Origin of the sequence: Pseudoalteromonas sp. 0303 (genome assembly GCF_013349995.1) — a bacterium.
GTDB lineage: Bacteria > Pseudomonadota > Gammaproteobacteria > Enterobacterales > Alteromonadaceae > Pseudoalteromonas.
Genome location: NZ_JABVXF010000004.1, coordinates 69,709 through 90,666 on the forward strand (window position 1 = coordinate 69,709; position 20,958 = coordinate 90,666).

The 20,958-nt window shown below is 41.3% G+C and carries 20 protein-coding genes; 12 read left to right on the forward strand and 8 right to left on the reverse strand.

Annotated features, from left to right (window positions below):
* Positions 1 to 18 precede the first annotated feature (18 nt).
* Positions 19 to 249, reverse strand: coding sequence for a hypothetical protein (locus tag HUS62_RS04430; protein WP_175078664.1), 231 nt, complete (start codon positions 247 to 249; stop codon positions 19 to 21).
* A gap of 133 nt (positions 250 to 382) precedes the next feature.
* On the opposite strand from HUS62_RS04430, the gene rluA reads away from it, so the two are divergent.
* Both rluA and HUS62_RS04440 read left to right on the forward strand, forming a co-directional pair.
* The gene (rluA, locus tag HUS62_RS04435) at positions 383 to 1,036 is read left to right on the forward strand and encodes a bifunctional tRNA pseudouridine(32) synthase/23S rRNA pseudouridine(746) synthase RluA (RefSeq protein WP_175078665.1); all 654 of its coding nucleotides are present in this window, start codon (positions 383 to 385) and stop codon (positions 1,034 to 1,036) included.
* Positions 1,037 to 1,117: 81 nt separating this feature from the next.
* Positions 1,118 to 2,050 (forward strand): DUF3530 family protein, encoded by a 933-nt coding sequence (locus HUS62_RS04440; RefSeq protein WP_175078666.1) that lies wholly within the window; start codon positions 1,118 to 1,120, stop codon positions 2,048 to 2,050.
* On the opposite strand, the gene djlA is transcribed toward HUS62_RS04440, so the two are convergent.
* From djlA to HUS62_RS04455, 3 genes are read right to left on the reverse strand one after another with little or no spacing between them, the layout of a single operon-like run.
* Positions 2,033 to 2,905 carry a co-chaperone DjlA gene (gene djlA / locus HUS62_RS04445; protein WP_062566162.1) on the reverse strand — a complete coding sequence of 291 codons (873 nt, stop codon included), beginning with the start codon at positions 2,903 to 2,905 and terminating at the stop codon, positions 2,033 to 2,035. The two genes, HUS62_RS04440 and djlA, sit on opposite strands and share 18 nt — an antisense overlap.
* A gap of 23 nt (positions 2,906 to 2,928) precedes the next feature.
* Positions 2,929 to 3,585, reverse strand: a complete 657-nt coding sequence (murU, locus tag HUS62_RS04450) for an N-acetylmuramate alpha-1-phosphate uridylyltransferase MurU (RefSeq protein WP_175078667.1) — start codon at positions 3,583 to 3,585, stop codon at positions 2,929 to 2,931.
* Positions 3,582 to 4,583: an aminoglycoside phosphotransferase family protein gene (locus HUS62_RS04455; protein WP_054562769.1), complete on the reverse strand. Its 1,002-nt coding sequence runs from the start codon at positions 4,581 to 4,583 to the stop codon at positions 3,582 to 3,584. Before HUS62_RS04455 ends, murU begins: the two co-directional genes overlap by 4 nt.
* A gap of 103 nt (positions 4,584 to 4,686) precedes the next feature.
* Between HUS62_RS04455 and lptD the strand changes: the two genes are divergently transcribed.
* The 7 genes from lptD (at position 4,687) to HUS62_RS04490 (ending at position 13,415) form a co-directional block, all read left to right on the forward strand.
* The gene (gene lptD / locus HUS62_RS04460) at positions 4,687 to 6,933 is read left to right on the forward strand and encodes an LPS assembly protein LptD (protein WP_054562770.1); all 2,247 of its coding nucleotides are present in this window, start codon (positions 4,687 to 4,689) and stop codon (positions 6,931 to 6,933) included.
* Between the two features lie 36 nt (positions 6,934 to 6,969).
* Entirely contained in the window at positions 6,970 to 8,262 is a 1,293-nt protein-coding gene (gene surA / locus HUS62_RS04465; RefSeq protein WP_054562771.1) for a peptidylprolyl isomerase SurA, read from the forward strand.
* A 5-nt stretch (positions 8,263 to 8,267) separates the two neighbouring features.
* Entirely contained in the window at positions 8,268 to 9,260 is a 993-nt protein-coding gene (gene pdxA / locus HUS62_RS04470; RefSeq protein WP_175078668.1) for a 4-hydroxythreonine-4-phosphate dehydrogenase PdxA, read from the forward strand.
* Positions 9,257 to 10,063 (forward strand): 16S rRNA (adenine(1518)-N(6)/adenine(1519)-N(6))-dimethyltransferase RsmA, encoded by an 807-nt coding sequence (rsmA, locus tag HUS62_RS04475; RefSeq protein WP_054550997.1) that lies wholly within the window; start codon positions 9,257 to 9,259, stop codon positions 10,061 to 10,063. The genes pdxA and rsmA overlap by 4 nt, the downstream gene beginning before the upstream one ends.
* The gene (gene apaG / locus HUS62_RS04480) at positions 10,047 to 10,436 is read left to right on the forward strand and encodes a Co2+/Mg2+ efflux protein ApaG (RefSeq protein WP_054550996.1); all 390 of its coding nucleotides are present in this window, start codon (positions 10,047 to 10,049) and stop codon (positions 10,434 to 10,436) included. Before rsmA ends, apaG begins: the two co-directional genes overlap by 17 nt.
* A 6-nt stretch (positions 10,437 to 10,442) precedes the next feature.
* Positions 10,443 to 11,258, forward strand: coding sequence for a symmetrical bis(5'-nucleosyl)-tetraphosphatase (locus tag HUS62_RS04485; protein WP_175078669.1), 816 nt, complete (start codon positions 10,443 to 10,445; stop codon positions 11,256 to 11,258).
* 141 nt (positions 11,259 to 11,399) lie between these two features.
* Positions 11,400 to 13,415, forward strand: coding sequence for a methyl-accepting chemotaxis protein (locus HUS62_RS04490; RefSeq protein ID WP_054562774.1), 2,016 nt, complete (start codon positions 11,400 to 11,402; stop codon positions 13,413 to 13,415).
* A gap of 102 nt (positions 13,416 to 13,517) precedes the next feature.
* Here the strand turns inward: HUS62_RS04490 and HUS62_RS04495 are convergent, their stop codons facing one another.
* Positions 13,518 to 13,844 carry a hypothetical protein gene (locus HUS62_RS04495; protein ID WP_175078670.1) on the reverse strand — a complete coding sequence of 109 codons (327 nt, stop codon included), beginning with the start codon at positions 13,842 to 13,844 and terminating at the stop codon, positions 13,518 to 13,520.
* A 43-nt stretch (positions 13,845 to 13,887) separates the two neighbouring features.
* Between HUS62_RS04495 and HUS62_RS04500 the strand changes: the two genes are divergently transcribed.
* The 3 genes from HUS62_RS04500 (at position 13,888) to HUS62_RS04510 (ending at position 18,479) form a co-directional block, all read left to right on the forward strand.
* The gene (locus tag HUS62_RS04500; protein ID WP_062566463.1) at positions 13,888 to 14,244 is read left to right on the forward strand and encodes a DUF5522 domain-containing protein; all 357 of its coding nucleotides are present in this window, start codon (positions 13,888 to 13,890) and stop codon (positions 14,242 to 14,244) included.
* Between the two features lie 180 nt (positions 14,245 to 14,424).
* On the forward strand, positions 14,425 to 16,857 hold the full coding sequence (locus HUS62_RS04505; protein ID WP_054561007.1) for a TonB-dependent receptor: 2,433 nt from the start codon (positions 14,425 to 14,427) through the stop codon (positions 16,855 to 16,857).
* A gap of 83 nt (positions 16,858 to 16,940) precedes the next feature.
* Entirely contained in the window at positions 16,941 to 18,479 is a 1,539-nt protein-coding gene (locus HUS62_RS04510; RefSeq protein WP_175078671.1) for a sulfotransferase, read from the forward strand.
* Here HUS62_RS04510 and HUS62_RS04515 read toward each other — a convergent pair.
* The 3 genes from HUS62_RS04515 to HUS62_RS04525 are packed head-to-tail and all read right to left on the reverse strand — an operon-like array spanning position 18,454 to position 20,809.
* Entirely contained in the window at positions 18,454 to 19,293 is an 840-nt protein-coding gene (locus HUS62_RS04515) for a sulfurtransferase (protein WP_175078672.1), read from the reverse strand. The genes HUS62_RS04510 and HUS62_RS04515 overlap by 26 nt on opposite strands.
* Complete coding sequence (locus HUS62_RS04520) at positions 19,293 to 19,715, reverse strand: adenylyltransferase/cytidyltransferase family protein (protein ID WP_058585869.1); 423 nt, start codon at positions 19,713 to 19,715, stop codon at positions 19,293 to 19,295. Before HUS62_RS04520 ends, HUS62_RS04515 begins: the two co-directional genes overlap by 1 nt.
* A 29-nt stretch (positions 19,716 to 19,744) precedes the next feature.
* A complete protein-coding gene (locus tag HUS62_RS04525) occupies positions 19,745 to 20,809 on the reverse strand; it encodes a CDP-glycerol glycerophosphotransferase family protein (protein ID WP_175078673.1) in 1,065 nt (354 codons plus the stop codon).
* Positions 20,810 to 20,958: the final 149 nt, after the last annotated feature.

A 20,958-nucleotide genomic window follows, 5' to 3' on the forward strand; every position in this document is an offset into this window, starting at 1 on the left:
CAAAGCCATGACGAATGTTTATACAAAAAACACCACTAGGGTAATAATTGAGGCCACTGCCGCTAGCTTGCAAAATAACTTAGCTAAGCTTTTGCTTCTTTGTATTAAATCGTCTTTGTAAGCTTGCTTCAAATATACTGCTTGTAGGTCTGAAAAACCTTTACAGTGCGGGCATTCAGGCTCAAGGTCATTAACTTCTAAGCCACAACGTGTACAAGGTTTACTGCGAATTAAACCAAGGCGAAACATTCACTTGTCCTTTTATTTAAACTCCATAGCTGAATTTACTGTATCTCAGCTGCTACTCGAAAACCAGCACTGGCATTGTGTATGCGCTCATACTCCTTTAAAATAGCGCCCTTGCATATCATCGAGGCTGGCTGTGTTACTCAATTATAATCCCCCAATGACACCTTATTTAAGTATTGTTTATCAAGACGATGACTTGCTTATTGTGAATAAACCAAGTGGTTTACTTACTGTGCCGGGAAAAGATCCAAAACACGCCGACTGCCTTATTGCTCGCATTAACCGCGTTTTTCCAACGGCAAAAATTGTTCATCGCCTTGATATGGCTACCTCTGGCATTATTTGTTTAGCTATGCACAAAGAAGCGCATCGTAATTTAAGCATTCAGTTTCAAGATAGGAAAACTGCAAAACGCTACATTGCTCGTGTATTTGGTAAGCTTGAGCAAGAAACTGGATCGGTAGATTTGCCACTTATTTGTGATTGGCCGAACCGACCAAAGCAAATGGTTGATCACGATAATGGCAAACCGTCATTAACCCACTTTAAAGTGCTTGAGTATGAACAGAATGCAACTCGTGTTGAGCTGATCCCAATTACTGGGCGCTCTCACCAACTACGTGTGCACATGCTGTCATTGGGTCACCCTATTTTAGGCGATAAGCTGTATGCTCACCCCGAGGCATTCGCCATGGCTCCTCGCTTACAACTGCATGCCGAAATGCTTACCTTAGCTCATCCAGCCAACGGTGAAACATTGATTTTTGAAGCAGCACCTGAGTTTTAAGACAATTCGCTAAATATTTAATAAATACTGCCGATAGTTAATTTAATCACTGATTTAATTAAAGACTCAGGTAATATCGGCATGAATTTGAAACCCGCACATCGCTTACTTTACGCAGCCTGTTTTGCGTTCATGGGCATTGTGAATGCTGCCGATTTTATTAAACCCACCCCTTGGTCAAGTTTGGTCACTAACGATATTCAACGCTTTTTACCAAGCGATGAAGTACGCACTCTGCTTGCCGGGGAAGATGAGTTCATTAGCTTATATCGCCAATCGATGGCAGCCAGTCAACGCGGAATTGTGCTCATTATTCCTGATTGGCAGCACCTACCCACTAATAATGCTGGTATTAACTTTTTGCGCAAGCAGTTAAACGAAATTGGCTATGCAACCCTTGCCATGACCATGCCTGACATTGATTGGCACCCTGTCGATATGACAACGCCCGAGCCACCTGAAAGCTCTGAACCTGAGTCAACACAAACTGTTGAACAAAGCGATGAGCAAGCAGCTTCTGCTCCACCAGCCGAAACGCAACAAGCGCCGCATTTTGTTACGGGTGAGCCCAATATCAGTGAAGCCGTGCTTGATGATTACAAATTAAAGCTAATTGCCAGATTCAATGCCTTGTATAACAGTGCAATGGATGAAGGCGGCAATATTATTGTGGTGGCACAAGGTGCCAGTGCGGGGCTATTGATTGAGCATTATGCTAGCTTTCCAAATAACGAACTAAACGCTTTTATTAGCCTAGGTAGTTATTTACCTAACAGTGTTCGTAACCAGCATCTCAATGCGACGCTTTCAACTATCAGCCCACCGTTACTGGATATTTTTTACAGCGAGGGTAACCCTGACACCCTGCAAAGTGTTAAAGACAGAAAACGCTGGGTAAGAAAACACGCTAAATATGACTACCGACAAAGAGAGTTATTTGGTGTGCCTTCAGAGCCTGAGCAGCACCAGCGGCTGCTTAAAGAGGTAGACGGCTTTTTACGCCGCCTTTTTTAAATACTCATAAGCCGCTTGAATATCTTGGCTTTTCTTTACCGCAACTTCCATCATATGTTTTGGTAAACCTTGCGATACCAGCTTATCGGGGTGATGCTGAGCCATGAGCTTTCGATAGGCTACTTTAATATCTCTCGCAGAAGCATCACTGTTTAAGCCTAAAAGAGCCAACGCTTGGGCGCGATTCATACCATTATTCGGTGGCACACTGTGCCCTCTTTGTTCACTATGACTGCTGCGATTTTGCTGGCTTTGTTGACGTTGTTGTTCATAAAAACGCTGTTGTTGCTGACGAAATGCAAATTCGGCTTGGTAGCGTTTTAATAAAAATGCGAACTGAGTACGTGAAATACCTAACTGCTTGCTCACCTCTTGCAATAGCTGCTTTTCTTGCTCTGCAAGGTGGCCATCAGAAAAGGCCATTTGAATTTGTATTTCGAGAAACAGTTGCAATAAATCATGGCGTCGAGCAAAGCGCTCTTTAAAGTCATGAACGGTTTCTTTTAATGAAAAATCGCTTTCTTTACCACTACGAAAGGCATCTTGTGCTTCTCTGCGCTCATCACCCGATAAGCCCATTTCGTCCATAAACAAACTTGCAGCACGAATATGCGTTTCACTAACGCGACCATTCGATTTGGCGATATGCCCCATCACTGCAAAACAGCTAGAAAAGAAAAGTGCTTGGCGCTCGTTAATATCATCGCCTTTAAACAAACCAGAAAAACCACCTGCTTTATCAAAGTCTTGTTTTAAGCTGCGATCGAACATATGGCCTAGGTATAGGCCCAGTAAGGCTCCTATAAATTTGCCAAACATAAAGCCAAAACAAAAACCGAGTACTTTTCCCCACATAATTTGGCAAACCTCTGTTGTTATTACAAAGCGAAACGTTGATTGATTTCGTCGAGTCTGGCAGGTGTGCCAATGTCATCCCATTGCCCCAAATAAAGCTCAGTCGAAACTTGATGTTCACTGAGCTTTTCTCGCAAAATGGGCCCAAGTGGACGAATACCTGCGCTGAGACCTTTAAAGAAATCAGCATGATAGCGACTTATACCGGAAAAAGTATACTTTTGACTATCTGGGCTTAGGTGACTCAGTGCAAAATCACCATCAGGGTTATGCGCAGGGTTTTCTACAAGGACAATATGCGCCTCCCCTGCTTGCAGATGAAGCTGCATCAACGAAGTCACATCATAATCAGTAAACACATCACCATTGATGACAATAAATTGCTCACCCAATAACGGCAATGCTTGAATGATGCCCCCGGCGGTTTCAAGCCCCCCAGCCTGCTCTTGGCTGTAAGTGATCGATACACCAAACTGCGAACCATTACCGAAATACTCTGTTATTTTGTCACCTTGCCAGGCAAGGTTAATGACAATATCGGTAATGCCTGCTTGGCGTAAGTTATTAATATGATGCTCTAATAATGGCTTGCCGTTAATCTTTAGCATCGGCTTTGGCATCGTTTCTGTTAGCGGCATCATGCGTTTACCACGCCCCGCCGCTAGGATCATTGCTTTCATTTGGACTCTTTCGTTAAACGCTGCTTAGTCTGTGGAATAATAGTCTGCTCTATCCACTGGCCAAGGGCTGTTAACTCTGGGTATTCTTTACTGACATTACTAATGTATGTAAGGGTTGGCAGTACATTATTCAAATAGCCAGACTTACCGTCACGTAATTTTAAGCGGCAAAATATGCCCGCAGCTTTTAAATGACGCTGCACGCCGGTTAAGTCAAACCAACGTTTAAACATCGCAAACGAAGTGTCTTGCAATAGCTGCTGCTCGCTAAATTCGTCATAAGCGTAATGTAAAAGGTAATCTAGCTCTTGCTCTGGTAACTTGAAATAGCAATCCCTTAATAACGACACAAGGTCATAACACACTGGCCCTTGTACCGCATCTTGATAATCGATAATTGCCCATTGCTGCCCCGTGCGCATAATATTGCGGCTATGAAAGTCTCGGTGCACCGTAACAATTGGTTGTTCAAGGGCATTGTTAACTAATAACTCACAAGCCTGTTGCCACATTTGCTGCTCATCAGCAGAAAGTTGCTCACCAATAAAGTTATCGACTAACCAATCTCTAAAAATGCTCAGTTCAAATTGTAAAAACTCGCCATCAAATACTTTCATATATTGGGCTGGCGGGATTTGCGCCCATTGTGCACTTAACTTTATTAGATGTTTGTAGTGTAAAGTGCGGTCTTCGTCGCCCAGTAAATCAGCTAAATGAGTATTGCCTAAATCACTCAACAAGAAGAAGCCTTGTTTTTCATCAGCCTGAAGAATTTTTGGTAATTTAAAGCCATGCTGAGAAAACACTTTATTGAGTTCTATATAAGGCGTGTTATCTAATTTATCTGGATCTGAGTCCATGACAATATAGCTTTGATCACTTGTGTTTACGCGGAAATAACGGCGAAAACTCGCATCCCCTGTGATGGCGGCTAATTGATATTCATCCTCTTTAAAATGAGGATTTAAAAACTGCTGTAAACTTTTATAACGATTCATTTAGTAAGATATCTATTTTTCACTAAGTCAATTACTGTATTTGCCATTGTTTTCCTTTATTATGTCTAGCTTATATCCAACCAAAGAGCATTAAGGTCATTAAATGAGCAAAACCTGGGGCATAATGATGCTAAGCGTACTTAGCGCACCATCGTTCGCCGAAACTGAACTGACACACAATTTTTGTGGCACTTCAATGCAAACCAGAGCTTGGCAACCGCTCCCTGGCCTTGAACTTAATATGATCGATATCAAATCCGATGATATTGAACTATTGGGTACCCAAAGCGCAGAATTTACCGGTAATGTAGATATTAACACCCTAACGATGAATTTGTCCGCACAAAGTGCACTGATTGACAAACAACGTGGGTTACTTAATGCAACCGGCCCTATCGTTTATCGCGATAAAGTAAGCCAAATTAATAGTTCTGGGCTCAATGCGGATTTAAATAATTCTGAATTAAGCTTGCTTGGTGCTGATTATAAGCTCACCGACCAACTTGGTCATGGTGGCGCAGAAAAACTAACAGTCAACGAGTCTGGCCTAAACCTGATGAACGCAAGCTTTACTACCTGCCCGGGCGAAACACCGGTGTGGGCAATTGAAGCTGACGAAATTGACTTATCTAGTGAAGATGGCTGGGGCGAAACTCACAATACCGTATTACGGGTATTTGATACGCCGGTGCTGTATGTTCCTTATTTTACGTTTCCGTTAGATGACCGTCGTAAATCAGGTTTATTAACACCTAACTTCTCAAGTTCAGGCCGCTACGGTATTGAAACCATCACTCCGTATTACTGGAATATTGCTCCAAATTACGACGCCACCATTACGCCTCGCTATATGTCTAAGCGCGGTTTACAAATGATTGGTGAGTTTCGTTATTTAACAGAGCAAAACAACGGTCTCATTGCCGTTGAGTACCTAGATAAAGATGATGAAGAGCCAAATGTTGACTCGCGTTATCTATTCCATTGGCAACAACAAAGTTACTTTGGTGAAAACTGGCGCGGTAATATCGATATTACTAACGTTAGTGATGATAATTACTTAACCGATTTAAATTCTGGCTACGCGACTCGCACAGATACTCAGTTATACCGTACAGGTTCACTCACCCACTTAGGTGACACTTGGCGCACTAATATTAAGCTACAGAGTTTTGAAGTACTTGGTGATCACCGCGAATCATATGCGGCACTGCCACAAATTAGTTTTTCGCAAACTGATGCGTATGATTTTTATGGCGTTGATTTAACCCTTGATGGTGAGCTTAGTTATTTCACGAATGATGACGCAGTTATTGATGAAGCAAGCCGTGTTCACATAGAACCTAAAGCAAGCTTTGGTTATCAAGAATACGCATGGTCATTTTTATCTGAGTTCAGCGTATTACATACTGAATATAACCAGCATGGCGATTTAGCAGGGACCGACTACGACGAAAAAGTCACCCGTACCCTGCCAAAAGTGCGTTTATACAGCCAATTAAATTTTGAGCGTGATACCGCATTTTTCTTTAAAGATGGTATTCAAACTCTTGAGCCACAAATTCAGTACTTGTATACGCCAAATAAAGACCAATCAAATATTGGCCTTTACGATACGGCAAAATTACAAGATGACTTTTTTGGTTTATTTAGAGACCGTCGTTTCTCAAGTATCGACCGTATTGCCACTGCGAATCAATTTACGTTAGGTGCGACTACTCGCTTATTTAGCAATGAAAACGAAGAAGTATTTAATTTCAGCGCAGGCCAAATCTTCTATTTAAGTGATGATGCAAAGCCTACATCACAAGGTATTAATGTTGATACTAACTACAATGCCTTGTTCGCAGCGCAAACCATGTTACATTGGCACCGTCGCTGGTATCTATCAGGTGGTATTCAATACGACACTGATGGTAAAGAAATTATTCAATCAAATATCACCTTAGATTATAAAGGTGACGATAAACAGCTCGTGCAATTGAACCATCGCTATGCAAATGATGTCTCAGGCAATACAATCGAGCAAGTTGGTCTATTTACCAGCATTCCGCTATCGCAAGATTGGCAGTTTGTTGGCAGCTATCACCGCGATTTAGAAAGTGGTCGTAGTATTGAGGTTTTCAGCGGTCTTCAGTATGAATCGTGCTGTTGGGCGTTTCAAATCACAGGCCGTCGTCAAATCGAAACAGATTTGAACCAGGCGATTGGTCAAGAGCAAGCAACCTTTGATACCAGTATTGGCTTCAATATCGTATTAAAAGGGCTTGGAAGTAAAAGCCGTTATGATGCACAAAAATTATTACAACAAGGTATTTTTGGCTATCGTAGACCGTATTTTCTTAATAACTAGTACCGCAGTACTATTAGCAAGAGTATTAGAAAAAGTATGAATTTAAAAAAATTATTTGCATCTGCATTATTAACAGTTGGCCTTTGCCAAAGCGTTTTCGCAAAACCTGTCGAAATTGACAAAGTCGTTGGTGTAGTTAACCAAGGTGTTATTTTACAAAGTGAAGTAGACACCATTATCAATCGCGTAAAAACTCAAGCGCAAGAGCAAGGTCAGCAATTACCTTCTGATGATACGCTTCGCATTCAAGCAATCGAGCGTTTAGTAAACCAAACTCTGATGATGCAACTTGCTGAGCGCATGGGTTTAGAAATCTCTGACTCTCAGTTAGACCAAACACTTGAAAATATGGCTCGTGAGCAAGGCGGTACAATCGCTGATTTACGTCGCACTATCGAGGCTGCAGGCGAGAGCTACCCAGCATACCGTGAAGAAATTCGTAAAGAAATCACCACGCAACAAGTAATGCGTGCGAACGTTGACCGCCGTATTTACATTAGCCCACAAGAAATCGATAACCTTCTTAAAATCATGGAAACTCAAGGCAAGAATGCCGAAGAGTATGATATTGGTCATATCTTGATTGATATCCCAAGTGATGCAACAGCTGATGAAATCACCAGTGCTAAAACGCGTGCAGATAAAGTTATCGAGTTTTTAAAAGAAGGCAAAGAGTTCAAGCGTATCGCTATTTCATCTTCTAGCGGTTCAAAAGCCCTTGAAGGTGGTCAGCTAGGTTGGATGAGCATCAACGAAATGCCATCACTTTTTGCTGAAGCAGTAAAAGGCCACAAAAAAGACGATATCGTTGGCCCGCTTCGTTCAGGTGCTGGTTTCCACATTATTAAAGTGCAAGATGTTCGTGGTCGCCAAGTTGTTGAAACAACAGAGGTTCGTTCACGTCACATCTTAATTAAGCCTTCTATCATCTTAAGCGAAGAAAAAGCGCGTGACATGCTAAAAGGTTTTGCTAAAGAGCTACGTGAAGGTAAAGCTGACTTTGGTGAACTTGCTAAAGAATACTCTGAAGACCCGGGTTCTGCATTAAAAGGGGGTGAGTACGATTGGACTGATCCAAGCACCTATGTACCAGAATTTAAAAATACCCTGCTTTCTCTAGATAAAAATGAAATCAGTGAGCCATTCAGAACACAGTTTGGTTGGCACATTGTACAGCTACTTGATAAGCGTGTAGCTGATAAAACAGAGCAAGCTAAGCGTAACCGCGCTCACCAACTACTGTTTAATCGTAAATTTAAAGAAGAAAGTTTCAACTGGCAGCAAGAAATGCGTGAACAAGCGCACGTTGATATTTTCCCAACAGAATAAAAATTATGACCATTAGAATTGCAATTACCCCAGGTGAGCCAGCCGGTATTGGCCCTGATTTACTTATCAAGTTAGCCCAGCACCAGTGGGATGCCCAACTGGTGGTGATTGCTGATGGCGCGCTGTTAAAACAGCGCGCTAAGTTGCTTGGTTTAGATATCAATTTAATTGACTTCGATGATAGCCAAGCACCAAGCATTGCCCCTGCAGGCAGCGTTTACTTACACCAAGTAGATTTAGGCTCTGATGTTGAAGTGGGCGTACTTAATGACGCCAATGGTCAATATGTGCTGGATACACTGCGCATTGCCAGTGAAAAAAATATGGATGGTACCTTTGCCGCTGTTGTTACAGGCCCTGTGCATAAGGGGATTATCAACAAAGCAGGTATCTCATTCAGCGGTCACACTGAGTATTTTGCACAGCAATCGAATACTGCCGATGTCGTGATGTTGTTAGCTACAGAAGGCTTACGCGTGGCGCTTGTTACAACGCATATACCGCTTGCTTATGTATCGCGCGCAATCACCGTTGAACGTTTAAGTAAAGTTGCCACTATTTTAAACCATGACTTACAAACTAAGTTTGGTATTGAAAATCCGCGTATCCTTGTATGTGGTCTAAACCCACATGCTGGCGAAGATGGTCATTTAGGCACTGAAGAAATTGATACCATAGCGCCAACGTTAGAGCTGTTAAACAATCAAGGTATGAACTTAATTGGACCATTGCCTGCTGACACCTTGTTCCAAGATAAATACCTTTCGCAAGCAGATGCCGTGCTTGCAATGTATCACGATCAGGGATTACCTGTGCTAAAATACAAAGGTTTCGGCAATTCGGTCAACATCACCCTTGGCCTGCCATTTATTCGCACCTCAGTAGATCACGGTACGGCTCTCGATTTAGCCGGCACAGGTACTGCTGATGTAGGTAGTTTTGAATTAGCGATCCGCGAAGCAATTAAGCTCGCCCATGAAAAAGCACAGAATCAATGACAGATAAAGTACATTTAGGACACCGCGCTCGTAAGCGTTTTGGTCAAAACTTTTTAAACGATGACATGATCATCGACAAAATCGTCACGGCTATCGATCCTAAACCTGAAGACAATTTAGTAGAAATCGGCCCGGGTCTTGGTGCAATCACTGAGCCAGTCGCTGATTTAAGTGGCCACCTAACGGTTGTTGAGCTAGATAAAGACTTAGCAGAACGTTTAACGAGCCACCCATTCTTAGGGCCAAAGTTAACAGTGCATCAAGGCGATGCAATGAAATTCGATTTTAGCTCTTTGATCAAGTCTGACGAAAAGTTAAAGATTTTTGGTAACTTACCATACAACGTTTCGACTCCGCTGCTATTCCATTTATTTGAGTTCGCAGATAACGTAGAGCACATGCACTTTATGCTGCAAAAAGAAGTGGTCAAACGTATGGTCGCAGGCCCGGGCAGTAAAGCATTTGGTCGCTTAAGTGTAATGACGCAATATTACTGTCACGCAATGCCAGTGATTGATGTGCCGCCAGAGTGCTTTAAACCAGCACCTAAAGTAGATTCAGCGGTTATTCGCTTGATCCCTAAAAAGCCTGAGCAACGTTCAGCTAAAAGCACTAAGCTATTAAACACGGTATGTTTAGAAGCCTTTAATCAACGCCGTAAGACTCTGCGTAATAGTTTATCTAACTTACTGACAGCTGAAGAACTAACAAGCATAGGCATTGATATCACTCTGCGTGCTGAAAGCCTGTCTTTACAACAATTTATTGATATAGCTAATTGGATTTATGACAACAAGCAGTAATTTAGGTTCTCCAATTAAGGTGTCGGTTGAAACCTTCTATGTAGAAGGCCAATCAGAGCCTGAACAAGATAAATACGTTTTTGCTTACTCAATCACCATTAAAAACCACAGTTTATGTAGTGCTAAGCTATTGAGTCGTTACTGGTTAATTACCGATGCCAACGGCAAAGAAGTGGAAGTACAAGGTGAAGGGGTTGTGGGTGAAACGCCTACCATTGCCCCAGGTGAAAGCTATAAATACACCAGTGGTGCAGTGCTTGATACCCCTGTTGGGACGATGCAAGGCCATTACACCATGCGTAACGAATTTGGTACTGAGTTCGAAGCGCCAATCGAGGTGTTCCGTTTAGCCCGCCCAAACATTTTGCACTAGGTAATAATGGCTGACTACGCAATTGGTGACTTACAAGGTTGTTACAGTGAATTTGATGCGTTACTAAAACGTGTCAATTTCAACCCAAGCCAAGATCACCTTTACTTAGTTGGCGATATTGTTGCTCGAGGTCCAGATTCACTCGCTTGCCTCGAGCGCCTTCATACTATGCAAGGCAGTGTAACTATTACTCTTGGTAATCATGATTTACACCTAATTGCTTGTCATTATCTAAATAAACCAGCAAATCCAAAAGATAAGCTTGCAGATGTTTTTGACAGCCCAAAGCTCCCTGAATATATTCACTTTTTGCAACAACAGCCATTAGCTATTTGGCTTGAACGCTATGACATGCTGATAAGCCATGCTGGCTTAAACCCAAATTGGTCAATAAAAAAAGCATTAAAACGCGCTCGCTTTGCCGAAAGTTGCTACCAAGGTAATGATGCCCATCATTACTTTGCCAATATGTATGACCCCCACCCATTAGAATGGCAATCAACGCTACCTAACGAGGCTAAATTTCGTTATATCGTTAATTACTTCACGCGCATGCGCTTCGTTAATTCGCTTGGTGAACTCGATTTCAGCAACAAAACCAGTATTAGTGAAGATAGTTCAATAATCCCTTGGTTTGAGCATCCGAGTATAAGTAAGCTCAAGCAACAGATCACATTTGGTCATTGGGCTGCTTTAGAAGGTAAAGTTAAAGCCGAAAATATTCATGCCCTCGACACTGGCTGTGTATGGGGAGGCGCGATGACCCTCATGGAACTCAGTCAAAAAGACTGTTTTGTCGAAAAATCCCACTCTTTTATCTAAATAAACTGAAAAATAGCTGAACATCTGTTAGATTTATAACAATTAAAGTTAATTTAATTTAAAGCTAATTAAATTTAAATACTTAACTAATTGGCAACCTTGCCGATAAGTGATGATTAGTACTATTTTCTGGAATTACATATGAACTTGACCGTTAGACAGCGTATTTGGGGTGGCTTTATTGTTATTACGTTACTCCTGCTATTTATTGGTGGTAACTCGTTGATCAGAATTACCAACATTGATCAATCGACACAGCGAGTTAATCAGCTGTCATTACCGGCTCTCGATAAAAGTTATGAATTGCAGGTTGAATTCATCCTGATGAGTAAATCAGCGCAAGCTAGCTTTTACACCACATCACAAGATGAATTAGCAACTATTCGCAAGAACTTTACCGAGCAGAAAAAGCGTTACGATAGCTCTTATCAAGACCTACAACAAATAGTGAGTAACGACCCTAAATTAAAACAAAGCAGTCAAGAAGTTGAGCAAACCTATAAGCGCTTTGCCAAATCTGTCGATAATCTTTTTAAAGATAAACAAACGCAACTTGAGCTTAACAATACGCTGCGCACCCAGCTTGAAGATATTGAGATCAGCGCAGAAGATGCTAACTCTGTTGTGCTTGATATCATTGATATTGATGGTCTTGAAGAGAACCATTCACGTGCCTACCAAGCTGCTAACAACATGGAAAACAACTTCCAGTCGGTAGTGACTAACAGTACCGATATGTTAACGGTTAAAACTCTTAACACGTTAGATATCGTGAAAAACGAACAAGTTTATTACTTAGAAGAAGTTGAGCGCAGCCTAGGTCTTATTCGCCCTGCTATCATTGAAAGTAATGCTGATTTATACAACGACCTAAACAGTTATGTTGAAAACCTTGTAAATAACGTACGTGGCAACAACAGCCTATCAGCAAATAAAAAGCGTTTAATTGATGCAATTGCACAAACTCAAGCTGAGCTAGCCAATGCAGAAAAATCAACCACTGAGGCCCTAAAACAACTTAAAGAGCTTGTTGACCAAGCAACGGTACTTGCCTTTGACTTACAGCAAGATGTAAGTGGTAACGTATCTACGGCAACCATCTGGACTTGGATTGCCATGGTTATCGCCACTTTAATTGCTATTGCTGTTGCAGCAATTACTGTTAGCCGTATTACTAAACCACTTTCTGAAGTAAACCGTATTCTTGATATTGTTGCTAGCGGCGACATGACTCAACGCTTAGATGACTCAGCTAAAGACGAGTTCGGTGAACTATCACGTAGTTGTAATACGCTAATCGAAAGTTTACGTACACTTATTCAAGGCATTATCTCTCGCTCAACCCAGCTTGCTGCGGCCTCTGAAGAAACTTCAGCAATCACTGAAGAATCAAGCCAAGCTATTCGTAACCAACAAGCACAAGTTGAACAAGCTGCTACAGCAACCACGGAAATGAGCAGTACATCACAAGCGGTAAGCAGCAGTGCTCAACAGGCACTTAGCGAAATCAAGAACGCTGATAAAGAAGCTGACCGTGTTAAAGGCATTTCTTCACAAAACAAAGCGACTATTGAACAACTTGCCCGTGAAGTTGATGATGCTTCACAAGTTATCAATAAGTTACACAAAGATAGCGCATCAATTGGTGGCATCTTAGATGTTATTCGTGGCATTGCAGAGCAAACAAACCTACTTGCACTTAATGCAGCCATTGAAGCAGCCCGTGCCGGTGAACAAGGTCGAGGCTTCGCCGTAGTTGCTGACGAAGTGCGCTCTCTAGCGAGCAAAACACAAGAGTCGACTCAAGAGATTCAAGCTATGATTGAATCGCTTCAGGTTGGCGCTGAGGCTGCTGTATCGGCAATGTCGAAAGGTAAGCAACAAGCTGAGTCGTGTGTTGAGCAATCAGACCTTGCAAATACCGCCCTTGATTCAATCACTGCAGCCGTTGCGCAAGCTCACAACGTAAGTGAAGAGATCTCAACAGCTGCTCATGAGCAACAGCAAGTTTCACAAGAGATTAGCGAGCGCTTAGAGTCGATTGTAGCAATTGCTGAACAAACAGCTGAAGGCGCAAACCAAACCAATATTTCAAGTTCAGAAGTTGCTAAATTAGCGGAAGAACTACGTTTATCGGTCGATGCGTTTAAAGTTTAAGAAGCTGTAAACGAGCTACGAGTTAACAAAAATAGAAGCCGTGTTTGTGAAAGCAGACACGGCTTAATACTATTGGGTCTTAGGCTATAACCCTTTAATAGCTCACTTACATTTTATCATTACTAATAACTTCTTTAGCGTACTTATACTCAACTCACCCATTTGTTCGTTATTACTTAGCGCATAAATAGCCCCTTCAACGGCACTCTCGTCGATGTCTTGCCTGGACTCTACTACATTTGCCCAAAGTTCTAATTCATCGATATCTATTTCGCCGTCTATAACACGCTGTAAAACCTGGCAGAAAACATCTTGTGTCAGAGTATAGACACCACCTTGCGTGTCTGGAGTACTGGTAATTACTGAGATTGCCTCAAATCGGTTATCACCAAAGCGGGCAAACTCATCTAATGCGTCTAATTTATCCATTTGCTATGCTTACCTTTTCAATCTCAAAGCATCTTTTTACTTAATGACAACCCTTACTTGCTCACAATGCAAAGCAACGCTTAACTGCCAAGCCGACAATATTAATGCCTGTTGGTGTAATGAGCTGCCCAACATTTTACCACTCGATGAGGCAGCAACAGAGTGTTTATGCCGAGACTGTACTATAAAAAAGATAAATTCATTTTTATCTAAACTTTACCAACAGCCTCTTGAACAGCAGCTTGCCTTTGCTAAGCCTTATTTTACTCAAGGTAATTTAATAGAAAATCTCGATTACACCATGCAAAACAACTACATGGTATTTAGCCGCTGGTTCTTTTTAAAACGCGGCCATTGCTGTAGTAATGGCTGTACTCATTGCCCTTATTCCGATAGCTAACCTCTTACAGAGTATTTATTCAATTATTTTGCATTTAATTGCAAACAACGCATGGACGATAAGAATAAAAATACATTATAATTGGATATAAATTCACTAAATCATCAATTTTTAAGCTTAAATCACTAGTAATGTCTATTTTTTAAGCATAAATTTACTGTAACTAAGTCGGAATCAATCATGAACACTTTTAAGCCTGCTCTACTTGCAAGTGCAATTTCTGCAGTTTTAATCAATAGCAATATGGCGTTTGCTGCAGAAGATGCTATCGAAGTTGATAAATCAATTGAAACTATTCAAATTACTGCAACACGACGTGCAGGCTCTGTGCAAGATGCACCGCTTAATATCACAGCGCTCAATGGCGATGTAATTAGCGACCAAAACATTGGCGATCTAGAAGATGTTGCTCGCTGGGTCCCTGGCTTAACAATTTCTGATCAAGGTGGTCGTGAAGGTTCTCCGATTATCGTGCGTGGTTTGAATACAAATACTTCTGACCGTATTTCTGATAGTGGCACAGTGGCAACCTATGTTGGTGAAATTCCACTTAGCATCGACTTACGTTTAACTGACGTTGACCGTGTTGAAGTGCTAATTGGCCCACAAGGTACACTGTATGGTGCAGGTACTTTAGGTGGTGCAATTCGTTACTTACTAAAACAACCAGAGCTTGATATCACTGAAGGTAAGGTTACAGGCGATGTATTTAGCATTAACGAAAGTGACGGCACAGGTGGTGAGTTTGGTGTGGTATTCAACACCCCGCTAATTGAAGAAAAATTAGCGCTTCGTGCTAGCTTAAATTATTACGATAACCCTGGTTACATTGACTACACCCACGTGGTTCAAGAACCGGGTGTATCAAACCCAAATCCTGATTTTTCAGACAGCAGCGATGTAAATGCCAACTTAAAAAGCGTAAGCGATGTTAACGATGAGCAAATCACCACTGCACGTTTATCACTTCGTTGGCTTGCAACCGAAGATATTGATGCAACGCTAAACTACTTCTATCAAAAGCAAGAAAATGGCGGTAACTCAACATCGCAATACGGCTCACTTGCTGATAGTAGTGCACTACAAGGTGTCCCAGGAAAGTACGAAAACGTAGCTCGTGTGCTTGAGCCTGGTGAAGAAGAAAACGATTTATTAAGTTTAGAAGTAAAAGCAGATCTTGGTTTTGCTGAGCTGGTATCTGCATCTGGTTGGTCTAGCTATGAGCAGTCTGGTCAACGCGATCAAACTGATCTACTTTACGATATTTGGTCAGGTTATGCCGACTTCCCTTCTTTTGTTGGCTACACGCACGATACCTCAGATCGCGATACCTTTACGCAAGAACTTCGTTTAGTTTCAAATAGTAATAGTGCTTTTAGCTGGATTGTAGGCGGCTTCTACAACAAAGTAGAAAGTTATTCTGATGATCGTGAGTACACGCCGGGTCTGACTGAGTACTGGGGTGGTGGTATTCCAAATGTTGAACAAGACCTTGAGTACATTCTAATTTCAGATAGCGAAACCACTGAAAAAGCACTTTTTGGTGAAATCGGCTACAGCATCACAGATCAGTTTGATGTAACTTTAGGTGCTCGTTTTTACGAATACGATGTATCAACAACATCAGGCTCTGCTACACCGCTTTATTCTGGTGATTTTGATTCACTAGATAACCTTGTTATGGAAAATGTGAGCGCTAGCGATAACGGTAACTTATTTAAGTTTAATGCTAACTATACATTCGATAATGGTGTACTTGCTTACTTTACTGTGAGTGAAGGTTTCCGTATTGGTGGTGGTAACGGTATTGCTCCTTGCCCTGATGTATTACCTGAGCAACAAATTGTTTGTGCCCTGCCAAACGAAGAAGATTACAAACCAGATACAACAGTCAACTACGAGCTAGGCTTTAAGTCATCATGGTTACGTAACCGCCTACATTTTAATGCGGCGCTATTTAATGTTGATTGGAAAGATGCACAAGTGGGTAGCAGCACCGTAAATGGTCAAGAGCTAATTACCTCAAATGCAGGCTCTGCTAATTCTAAAGGTGTTGAGCTTTCTACTCGCGCAATGATTGGTGATAATTGGGCTGCATATGCGACATACGCGTATGCAAAGGCTGAATTGACCGAAGATGCGCCTTACTTATTTGGTGTGTTAGGTGATGACTTAGCACAGTACCAAAGCTACTATGATGGTGCCAAAGGCGACCGTTTACCGGGCGCTCCTGAGCATCAATTCTCGTTTGGTCTTCGTTACGAGCAAGATGTCTTAGGTGATAAGTTATTAAGCGTAAACTACGGTATCACAGCGCAAAGCGATGTAATCACCAAAGTAGGCTTAAAAGCAGACGGCGAAGTATTACCTGGTTATGCACTAAGTAACTTATCTGCCAAAATTACTGGTGATATGTGGTCTGCAACGCTTTACGTAGACAACTTATTCGATAAGTACGCATTCACTTCTGTACGTCGTGATAAGTCTTGGGCTGGTATGTCGCAATATGCTGAGCTTAACAAAGAACTACCTGAGCTACAGCGTGTTTATGGTCACTACACCACAGCGCCTCGTACTATCGGTATGAAGTTTAGCTACAACTTTGAGCTGTAATTAAACATACCCATAAAAGCCTTGCCACCTTCAGGCAGGGCTTTTTAATACCTGAAAATAATTAATTGGTATACTATGCGCTTATGCTAAATGATACCCAACAAGCGCTTCGCGCTCATATCCAACAGTTGTTAAACAACAAACAACTAACCGATGCACATCACTTACTTGTGCAGCGCCTAAAACAAAATCCTGAAGACCATGTTTGTTACTTTTTGCTTAGCGAAGTCAACACCGCAGCTGGCGATATCACCAAAGCGATTAAGCTCCTTGAAAAAGCCCTAAGCCTAGCCCCTTTTGCAGTTTATCATTTAGCACTTGCCAGGTTATACGTACTGTTAGGCAAAGTAAGTAATGCAGCTGTACATTATCAAAGCGCATTACAAACAGCTGGTTTTAGTGGCGCAGACTTTGATACATTAGCCAACATTGCGACCCGTTTAGGGCATTATGACGATGCCCTTAGCTTTCAACAAGCAGCCTACCAGCGCAATAAAGATAACCCACAAATTAGCTATAATTTGGCGGTATGTTATAAAATTCACGGACTGTTCGATGAAGCTAAAAGCTTATTGCAGCAACTTACCATAAAACAGCCTAGCTTTTATCAAGCCCACTATTCGCAGGCTGAACTCAATACGAAAGTAGATGCCAAGCAGCATATACAAAAACTACAAACCTTGGCGGATAAAGAAAAAAGCATTGTTGAACAACAAGTGTATTTTCATAGTCTTGCTCTTAATTATGAGCACCTTAATGACTACAAAAATGCATTTAAATACTTTGCACTAAGTAAGCAAGTGATAGCCGGTAAACTTAACTACCAAGCAAGCCAACACCACCACTTTTGTCAAAAGCTCATTACTCAAAGCAAACAACAAGCACCTGCAAGGACTGACTCTGAGTTCTCACCCGTTTTTGTTGTTGGCATGCCCCGTTCTGGCACAACCTTAGTTGAAAAAATCCTTAATCAAAGTACACAGCTACGAGGCATTGGAGAATTAAACGATATTGCGCAGCTCATACAACACGCCACGCAATCAGCGCGTATGATTGATAGCGAAATGCTCGATAAGGCATATGAATCTGAAGCAATAAAAACAGCACTGGCTAGCTATCAACAAAGAGTCCAGCTGCTAAGTAATGACCAAAGAAGTTGTGATAAACAGCCATTTAACTTTTACTATATTGATTTTATTTTAGCGGCTTTTCCTAATGCGAAAATCGTTTGTATGCAGCGGGGCTGGCAAGATTGCAGCATCGCCAATTTTAGGCAGATGTATAACCCGCAAAGTGTGTTTCATCACTACAGCTTTGCACTTGAAGATATTGCCTCGTTCCATCAAGATTACTCGGCATTAGTCAGTCATTTTGCTAGCAAGTATCCTGAAAACGTTTTTTTACAAAGCTATGAGCAATTAGTAACAGAGCCTACCCAACAAACGCAAAAGCTCTATGCGTTTTGTGATTTAAGCTGGCAGGAAAACTGCCTGACTTTTTATAAAAGTAATGCAGCATCAGCCACGGCGAGTAAAAAGCAAATTCGCCAGCCACTGAATAAAAACAGTATAGGCAGCTGGCAAAATTACGCTGATTTTATTGATGCGGGCCTGTTTCAATAGGTAGGTCGTGACAAGCGCCCCACTCACTCCATGAGCCATCGTAAACACGTAAGTTAGCGTAACCGCATTCATCGGCACACAATGCAATTGCACAAGCGGTTACACCTGAACCACAGCTAAACTGCAACTGGGTGTGATGCGGCGCTATGTGTTGTTCAAATAATGCCTGCAATTCGCTAAGGGGTTTAAGCTCACCGTTATTTAGCAATGTTGCTAGAGATAAACTGCGACTATTTGGAATATGACCACTGCGCATACCTTCGCGCGGCTCTTCGTGTTCACCGGTAAAGCGCTCATAAGGACGAGCATCGAGTGTTAGTGTGCTGTGTTCATCAAGTGAGTTAAGTACTTGCTCAGCACTTATAAAGTAATTAGCGCGTGGGCTGGCAACAAAGTTGCCTTGATCAGTAGCAGCTGAATAGCTTGCTTGTGTAGCAAAGCCAAGTGCCTGCCACTTAGCTAAACCGCCACTTAAAACTTTTACGTTATCAAAGCCCATGGCTTTAAACATCCACCACGCTCTCGCTGAACTGAATAAGCCTTGGTCTTCATAAATCACAACCAGAGAGTCTTGGTTAACCCCAGCAAGCTGCATATGTTCTGTGAACTGCTCGCTACTGCACATCATACTTGGTACAGGATTACTGTTATCTGCTAGCGCCTTCTTGAAATCAAAACGCTGTGCATTAGGAAGCATAGCCTCAGGTGCATACTCACCCGGTAAACCAGGGCGCACCATTCCTGCATCGAAGATAACCAAGTTATCTTGGTTTAAATGCTCGTTAAGCCACTCTGGCGAGACGATGTTCTTCATTAGCTTTTACTGATCTTATCAAGCACTTCACGCAGTTTTGTGCTTGATGTGTGAGATGTGTAAGAAAAGTAGCAAATCTCAACATTAAGTTTTGCAAAATCTGCTTCAATTTTGTTCCACTTTTCAGTTCCTTTCCAATCATCTCCCACAAACATTTTATCAAATTTCAAATTGTTCCAAGCTTCTTCTTTGTCGTAATTAACCTGCGGAACAACTTCATCCACAAATTTAACTGCTTCAACAATTTCCATTCGCTCTTGAAAAGGGATGACGGGCTCTTTATTTTTTACATTACGACAAAGTTCATCGGTAGTTACACCAACAATTAAGTAATCACATTCTAATTTTGCTCGTTTTAAAATGTTTAAATGACCTATATGAAATAAATCAAAAACACCTGTCGTGTAACCTATCTTCTTCATTAATTTTTCCAGTGTGTACTCTTAATAACTTAATTGTTTTCGACTAAGTAATTGACGATTCGTTCACTTGCTTTACCATCAAGTTTACCTGCTAGCTTTTCAGCTAATTCAAGCCTTGTCTCAGCCAAAGACTCAGGGTTTTCAAGTTGCTCGATAACAAGTTTGTGTAAGTCTTTGTAATTTTTTGCATGTACCGCAATATTGGCATATTCACCGTAGTCTTGATCCATACGACGTTTAAAACGATAAGAGAAAACACCTCTGTAGCTCCAACGCAACTTCAAGAAATCGCACCAAATTACAGGTTTATTAAGTAAAGCAAATTCAAAAAGAGCGGAAGATGCATCACTTATAAGTAAGTCAGCCTGATCTAAAAATGGTAATAGTGAATAGTCCTCAACCCGAGCAAGATAAACATTATCGTAGTTTGACCAATGCTCTAATAAATCACGTTGCTTTTGATAGCGGCTTTTACATATTGAGAAATAGTGAGGTTTGATCAGAATGTTAAAGTCAGAAAATTGCTCTGGCCAGTTTTTTGGAAAGCGCTCGATACTACTTGGGTAGAATGTAGGAGCATAGAGAATAGTCTTTTTACTTTTATCAAATTTCGTTAAATCTAAAGCACCATCAAGAGGCACTTGATTAAAAATATCGTCAAGTTTACAAAAACCCACATCAACAAAACAATCATCTGGGTACATATTTTGTAAACGCTTAAGGCGATATTGCCCCTCAACAAACCTGACCGTCATGGCTTGTGATGATTTGGTGTAATAACTAGATTTAGGCCCAATGCCATGCCCTAACTGAGCGCTTTTAGACACTTTGTGTAAACGGTCTAAAAACTCGAATGAGTTTGCAAAAAACACCCAATCTGCTTGCTCATTTTCGTAATATTCAATAGCTTGGTTTTGATCATCAACCCAAATATGCTCAAGTTCATTGTCATCTATGATTTCTTGGGTTGTTTGTTCATGGCTATTTCGATAAAAAACAAACCGACCAGTTATTCCCTTAGTAAGTAGTTTTTTGTAGACCGGAATATATTGCGGCAGGTAGTAGAGGCTTTGAGTATCGAAAATTATATTCATTAAGGCTAAACAATCTTTATTATTATTTTTGAAAAAGGTAACTAGCAAGGAATCTTAAAAAGTACGAAGTATACATGGATTATACTATTGTTTCAGCTTTCAAAAGCAATAGACATGCTACTTTAGAAAGCATATTTATGGTTTAGAAT